General features: G+C 62.8%; 8 protein-coding genes. 2 read left to right on the top strand and 6 right to left on the bottom strand.

The genetic code is table 11. The annotated features are described in order from the left end of the window. The first annotated feature begins 167 nt into the window (after positions 1–167). Entirely contained in the window at positions 168–1,538 is a 1,371-nt protein-coding gene (gene mpl, locus QZY48_RS04275) for a UDP-N-acetylmuramate:L-alanyl-gamma-D-glutamyl-meso-diaminopimelate ligase (RefSeq protein ID WP_295428159.1), read from the top strand. A 750-nt stretch (positions 1,539–2,288) separates the two neighbouring features. Then, positions 2,289–2,843 carry a hypothetical protein gene (locus QZY48_RS04270; RefSeq protein WP_295428156.1) on the top strand — a complete coding sequence of 185 codons (555 nt, stop codon included), beginning with the start codon at positions 2,289–2,291 and terminating at the stop codon, positions 2,841–2,843. Between the two features lie 488 nt (positions 2,844–3,331). On the opposite strand, the gene QZY48_RS04265 is transcribed toward QZY48_RS04270, so the two are convergent. From QZY48_RS04265 to QZY48_RS04240, 6 genes are all read right to left on the bottom strand, one after another. Continuing rightward, positions 3,332–3,499, bottom strand: a complete 168-nt coding sequence (locus tag QZY48_RS04265; RefSeq protein ID WP_295428153.1) for a hypothetical protein — start codon at positions 3,497–3,499, stop codon at positions 3,332–3,334. Then, positions 3,496–3,921: a type II toxin-antitoxin system VapC family toxin gene (locus QZY48_RS04260; protein ID WP_295428151.1), complete on the bottom strand. Its 426-nt coding sequence runs from the start codon at positions 3,919–3,921 to the stop codon at positions 3,496–3,498. The genes QZY48_RS04265 and QZY48_RS04260 overlap by 4 nt, the downstream gene beginning before the upstream one ends. Next, entirely contained in the window at positions 3,911–4,144 is a 234-nt protein-coding gene (locus QZY48_RS04255) for an antitoxin family protein (protein WP_295428148.1), read from the bottom strand. The genes QZY48_RS04260 and QZY48_RS04255 overlap by 11 nt, the downstream gene beginning before the upstream one ends. Before the next feature lie 72 nt (positions 4,145–4,216). Then, positions 4,217–4,429, bottom strand: coding sequence for a hypothetical protein (locus QZY48_RS04250; protein ID WP_295428146.1), 213 nt, complete (start codon positions 4,427–4,429; stop codon positions 4,217–4,219). Positions 4,430–4,484: 55 nt separating this feature from the next. Next, complete coding sequence (locus QZY48_RS04245) at positions 4,485–5,177, bottom strand: hypothetical protein (protein WP_295428143.1); 693 nt, start codon at positions 5,175–5,177, stop codon at positions 4,485–4,487. 28 nt (positions 5,178–5,205) lie between these two features. Next, positions 5,206–6,147, bottom strand: coding sequence for a hypothetical protein (locus QZY48_RS04240; protein WP_295428140.1), 942 nt, complete (start codon positions 6,145–6,147; stop codon positions 5,206–5,208). Positions 6,148–6,363 lie beyond the last annotated feature (216 nt).

The raw sequence follows: 6,363 nt of genomic DNA, 5'->3' as shown, positions 1-6,363 counted from the left end.
TTGTCGTTGTCGTAATCGTAATCGGAGAAGCGATGCACTCTGGGGTGCGAGAGCATCCGCGGGACACTACGATAAGTTCGATTACGACAACGACAACGACAACGAAACCGGCCGCGCGAGCGCTGCACACTTCGGATCTAAACCTCAACACTGAGCACCAGGACGATATGCACCTGCACATCCTCGGAATCTGCGGCACCTTCATGGGCGGGATCGCCCAACTCGCCCGCGCCCTGGGGCATCGCGTCACCGGCTCCGATGCCAACGTGTATCCGCCGATGAGCACCCAGCTCGAGGCGGCCGGCATCACCCTCATGGAGGGCTATGACGCGGCGCAGTTGGACCCGGCCCCGGACGTGGTCGTGGTCGGCAACGCCATGCGCCGCGGCATCCCGGTGGTGGAGGCCATGCTGGACCGGGGGCTGCCCTATTGCTCCGGCCCCGCCTGGCTCAAGGCCAACCTGTTGCAGGGGCGCTGGGTGCTGGCCGTGGCCGGCACCCACGGCAAGACCACCACCGCCAGCATGCTCGCCTGGGTCCTGGCGGACGCCGGGCTCGACCCGGGCTTTCTGATCGGCGGTGTACCGCAGGACTTCGGCGTCTCGGCCCGCCTGGGTTCCGCGCCCTTCTTCGTGGTGGAAGCGGACGAATACGACACCGCCTTCTTCGATAAACGCTCCAAGTTCGTCCACTATGGCCCGCGTACCGTGATCCTGAACAATCTGGAGTTCGACCACGCGGACATCTTCGAGGATCTCACCCAGATCCAGCGCCAGTTCCACCACCTGGTGCGCACCGTACCGGGCACCGGGCTCATCATCCACCCCGCCGCCGACCCGGCGCTGGACCAGGTCCTGACGATGGGCTGCTGGACCCCGTGCGAGGTCTTCGGGCGGTCTGCCGCACCCGGGGCCGGCTGGGACGCCCGACTCATCCAACCCGACGGCTCCCGCTTCGAGGTCCTGCACGACGGCGCCCCCCAGGGCCAGGTCCACTGGGGCCAGACCGGCCTGCACAACGTGAACAACGCCCTCGCCGTCCTCGCTGCCGCCCGCCACGCCGGGGTCCCGGTAGGCATCGGCATTGAGGCACTCTCCCGCTTTCAAGGGGTCAAGCGCCGCATGGAACTGCGCGGCGAGGCACGCGGCGTGCGGGTCTTCGACGACTTCGCCCACCACCCCACCGCCATCGCCACCACCCTCCAGGGGTTGCGTCGGCAGGTGGGTCAGGCGCGCATCCTCGCCGTGCTGGAGCCGCGCTCCAACACCATGCGGCTCGGGGTCCATAACGCCGAGCTGGGCGCCTCCGTCACGGACGCGGACCTGATCTATGTCCACGCCCCCGTGGACCTGGGCTGGGACGCGGCGGCCGTCTTCGCCGGGCTGGGCGAGCGGGCCATGGTCCTAGGCTCGGTGGACGCCATCGTCGCACAAGTGGCCGCAGAGGCCCGCCCCGGCGATCAGGTCCTGGTCATGAGCAACGGCGGCTTCGGCGGAATTCACCAAAAGCTGCTGGACGCCTTGGGTGCGCCAAAATGATGACGGCGCCCGTAGGGTCCGCTATGCGGACCATTCGTCGCCAAGCGCACCGACGCCCAAGCCCGGCCCATCACCGCGGCCAGCAATCCCGCCCCAACAGCGCATCGACGCAGTAGCCGTAGCGCGTTTCCTGCACCAGCCAGGCGAACCGGTCGACTCCACGCAGCGTGGCGGCGCTCATGCGTCACCCTCCTCATCATCGTCGTCCGCACCACGCGAGAAGAGGTCGACCAATCCGGCGATCTGCGCAAGAACCTCGGAACCGACTCACGCTCAAGGATCCCCAGCGCCACCGCACGCGCCACCGGGAGCACCGGACCATTCCCGGCATAGCGCTTCCAGATGTCACGCACGATCCCGTTGTGATAGGCATGGATGGCCTTATAGACGCGCACGTCGCGAACTGCCCGCCGGGCCGCAACGCCCCGATCCTCAAACGGTAACGCCGTCTCCGCGACAACCAGAGTAAAGACCTGACCACCGTAGATCTCTCCATGCGCTTTGTCTGTATCCCCCCCCCGCAAGCGCCGCCGCGTTGGTGCTCAGCGCTGCCGACGCCGCTGCGCTCGACGCGCGGCCAGCTAGGATCTGACCGTTGGTAAGGCACTCTCACCCTGCGGGCACCTCGGCCGTTCCGGTGCCCTTGCGCGGGGCTATAGTGTCATATTGACGCGATCCACATCAGGCCCGGCCTGCGGCCGGGTGATCGCACTGCCTCGGGTCTTGAGCCCGCAACCTATGGGGTAGAGTGTGCAGGACCATCCGGCAGACCATGGCAGTGCGCTGCATTTCTTCACCTCGACCCAGGTGTTGAGTGGATATGTGCAATGCCCGAAAGAGATGCGGCTGCTCGATCTGTTGAATGGCGGTCCCCGCCTCGGCGCAACCCGCGACCGGGCCTTCCTGGAACTCTCCCCCGATCCGCCGGGCAACGGCGTCGCCGCACCGCAGGTCCCCAAGACCTATGTGAGCAAGCCAAGCATCCAGTTGGTTGCCGTCGATGACCCCAATCTGGCGCGGGGCGTTGGCGCACAACCCGACATCAAGCCCTACCCGTTTACGCACAAGTCGCCGGTACGGGTACACTTACAGTTGCAGGACTACAGCGTATCGGGAGATCTGCACCTGGCCGCCGGCCAGAGCATTGCCGCGGTCCTCAATGAGGATGCCCAGTTCATCCCCCTGACGGACGCTACCGTGGGTCGCGAGCATGGCCGCGGCGAGCGCCTGTTCACCTCCCGCCCACTCGTGTTCGTCAACAAGGGGCAAATCGTCTCCTTGCGCAGAGAGTCGGCGGTGGCGTAACCCCGGCAACGGTAGACGCTCCCTCGCCTCGTCCGCCGTGAAGGAGCGACCTTCCTCGATGTCCTTCCGACCCTTGCCGATCTTCTCAAGAACATAGAGGTGGTACCGGATATCCTCCAGCGTGCAGTTGTCGGGCAGGCGCCGCAGCACTGATTCGGCTTGTTGTTTCGCGGTTTGCATTGTTTGGTTCTCTGATGAGTAATTCGCCTCGCCTCGTTCCCACGCTCAGCGTCACTGCCATTAGGTTAAGGCGCACTCGCCGACCGCGTCGCGTCTGCCTGGAGTCCAAGGCTTCAGCCTTGGCGCCCTCCAAGGCTGAAGTCTTGGACTCCAGGCGCTCGGGGCTGCGGCGCTTAACTTAACGGCAGTGACGCTGGAGCGTGGGAGCCAGAGCAAGAGAATGATCCGGCGCGGTGCGAGGGCCGACACCAGCCTGTCCCGAAGCAATTCCACCGTCGGGTTGATCAATGCGCCCATGCCTCATCCTCCTACGGTTTCAGCCAATCTTCGGCCAGCGCTGCCTCTGCCGCCAGGGCTGGCTCATTCGCTTGCTCATCCCGCAATGTGAGCAGGGGAGAACCGGTCGGCAGGCGGATGAGTGGCTCCAGTGGGTGCACTTGGCCACTGGCGTCGATCTCCGCTTTCTTGATGGTCACGAGAAGCCCTCGTGCAGCAAGGCCCGAAAGCCTGCCTGCTGAAAATGCCCGTCGGTGGTGAGTGCGTCGGTCAGCCCGCGATCCTGCATGACAAGAATCGAGATGCAGTCCGTGAGACCCCACTCCTTATCGGCGCGCTCGCGGTAGAGCTTCGCGGCGCGGGCGTAGAGCGCCTCGGAAAGCGGCACAATCTCCACCGTCGGGTCCGCTTCGAGGGAGTCCAGGAGTTTCACCGCCGCCTGCCGATACCGCAGCTTGGACAAGGCGTTGCCGATTTCCAACAGAACCGCCCGGGTGGTCACGAGTCGGGTTCTCGCCGCCTCCATCTGCTCGGCGAGCGCGATGGCACGCACATGGAACTGATCCTTTGCCGAGGAAAGGGCAATCGCATAGGCGGTGTCCAGAAACACCTCAGTCGACATGGGGTCGCTCCCCACCATACAGATACTCGTCGACGTTCTCCGACCAGTCGGGGGGGCCTTCCAGCTCAAGCGCGCGCGCCGTGCGAAGGAAAGACGGGGCCTCCCGCTCGGCGGGCGGCAGGCTCTCGATGGTCATCCGCACACGGGTATTGGGAGCCAGGGCGATCGGCCCCGTCGGGCGAAAGACCTTCCCGTCGTACAATGCTTCAATCATGTTCGTCATTGTTCACCTCGTCTTGCCGCCATCGATCTTAGAATTGCTCGCGGATTGTGGGATTTCCCAACTCCGGCAAGACTACGACTTGCCCGGCTGCAAATGCGCCCATGCCTCGTCCTCCTCCGGTTTCAGCCAATCTTCGGCCAGCGCTGCCTCTGCCAACAGGGCCGTCTCGTTCGTTTGCCCATCCAGTAACGTGAGCAGGGCACGGCCGGGCGGGAGGCGGATAAGCGGTTCCAGTGGATGCACTTGACCGCTGGCGTCGATCTCGACTTCGATAGTTTGCAACATGGTTTCAGCCTCGCGATGATACGAAACGCGAACTATGGTCGTTCGGCACTTTCAATCATGGTGTGTCTCCAGTGGCCCCGGCATCCCGATCTTCGCGCAGATAGACGACGAACGCCGATTCCGGGAGGCCAAACGCGCAGAGAAGACGCTTGATGTTGTCCCGGATCTGGTTGGCCGAAAGGTTGGTTTCGGCAAGCACGCCCCGGCCGTAGTCCCGCGCGATGCGGAGATCCGCGGCCTGCCTGGAAAAATGCTTATTGCCTTTGGAGCTGACGAAATCCGGATTCGTCGGCAAGGCATTGAAGACAGCCGGCTGCAAAGATGCGAAGTGTCGACATAGGGTCTCGTAGACCTGGGACCAGGTGTTAGTACCGTCGAAGGGTACGCTACTCAGGGTAAAGATCGCGGGCCGCTTGTAGCGGAAATCCTCGGCCAGACCATGGGGCACGCGCCGGTCGAGTGCGCGAATCAGGCGCTCGCGCCGCTCCCGCTCATCCTCCGACGCGGGGGCGCTCGGTGCCTCGAAGGTCGGGACCTGGGTATAATCTTGGACCAGATTCGACAGCCGGCCCGAGACCTCGCGGAATTCGCCCACGGTCTTGTTGAACGCCTTCTTGAAGGTCAGACCTTTATCGAGCGCGTCGTTGTCGTTGTGGTCGATATTCAGCCAGATGTCGTCGGAGAGGGCGAGCAGGTCCTCGCCGACGGTCTCCAGATTGGTCAGGATGCTTTGGATTCGTTCGCGCATCATGTGTTCTCCATGTAGACGCCTCAATTCAAGCTATACCGATCCGAAAATGATACTTCAAGCGGCCGACATTTGTGGGGTCGTAAAGTCCCTGAATTCTATTTCTGTCATCCCGCCCCAGACGCGCCCAAGTGGTTAGATCATTCGGGGTCGCGGTCGCATCGAAACCCGCTTCCGCGACGAGCCCAATGAGATCCGTAATCAGGTACCGCGCATGAAAGTCCTGCCAAAAATAGACCTCGGCCGAGAGACCTAGCCTTTGAAGCTCGTCATCCAACGAACGGAATCGCTGGCGCCATTCAGGCTCCTTAGGGAAGGTTCGCGCTTTGCCGTCGCCAAGGCAAAAGCTCCGGTGAAGCTCTATCCGCGGCGGCGGTTTCCGGCGCGCGAGAGGCGAGAGTAAGCGATGGAATTCCGAGTAGTTGTTGCTTGTTGGATCGAGGTTCGGATCGATGAAAATGAACGAGTTCGCGCACTGCAGAAGGGTTCGGAGCGTGTCGAGATAAGCATCGGTCTTGCGATCCAGCAAGATCGAGCAGCTTCGCGATTGCCACCACTCACAACTCGTCAGCCGCTCGATTGAGCCAACGATATCGTCAGAAAACTGCTGCTTGCTTCGATGCGCAGCAATGACGCCGGTCAACCGCGATTCCGTATGAGTCTGTAGGGCTTCCCGGCACCAGCCCTCCGAATCCGACGGCTCTGTTGCGGACATCTGGCGAAACGGATGCAAGCGGTTCCCAGACGCCAGCTTCCTCAAAAGCTCTGCAGCCAATCGGTGAAAGCGAGCCGTCCCGGACTGGTCGCGACTTAGGCAGTAAGCGGACCAATGGCCATTTCCAAGATCGCGGATCACAGCCTCCCGATAAAGCGCTTCCCTGAGATGAGGCAAGCACATCTCAATCCGATCAGGATTAGAATACGCGCTCGGATCAAACACGTCGGGAATCAAGGCATACTCGTCAATCATCGCCGAATTGCTCCTTGAGCCCCTCTTCAAAGAATCCGCCCGGCCACGCCTTGACCAATTCTCCCGCTTCGTTGAGAGGCATGGACCAGCCCTTTTAAGGTGCACACCATGTGGATTACCCGGACCCAGCAAGCAATCGGGCGGTCGAGACATGCGGTTTGCCTTTGAAGTTCGTCCGCGGGGTGGGCGGTTTCTTCGGGCCGCGCGTGGTCTTTC

The sequence above is a fragment of the uncultured Thiodictyon sp. genome (assembly GCF_903828115.1).
Taxonomy (GTDB): Bacteria; Pseudomonadota; Gammaproteobacteria; order Chromatiales; family Chromatiaceae; genus Thiodictyon.
Note: the sequence above shows the minus strand (reverse complement) of the source record. Positions and strands in the feature narration are given on the sequence as shown.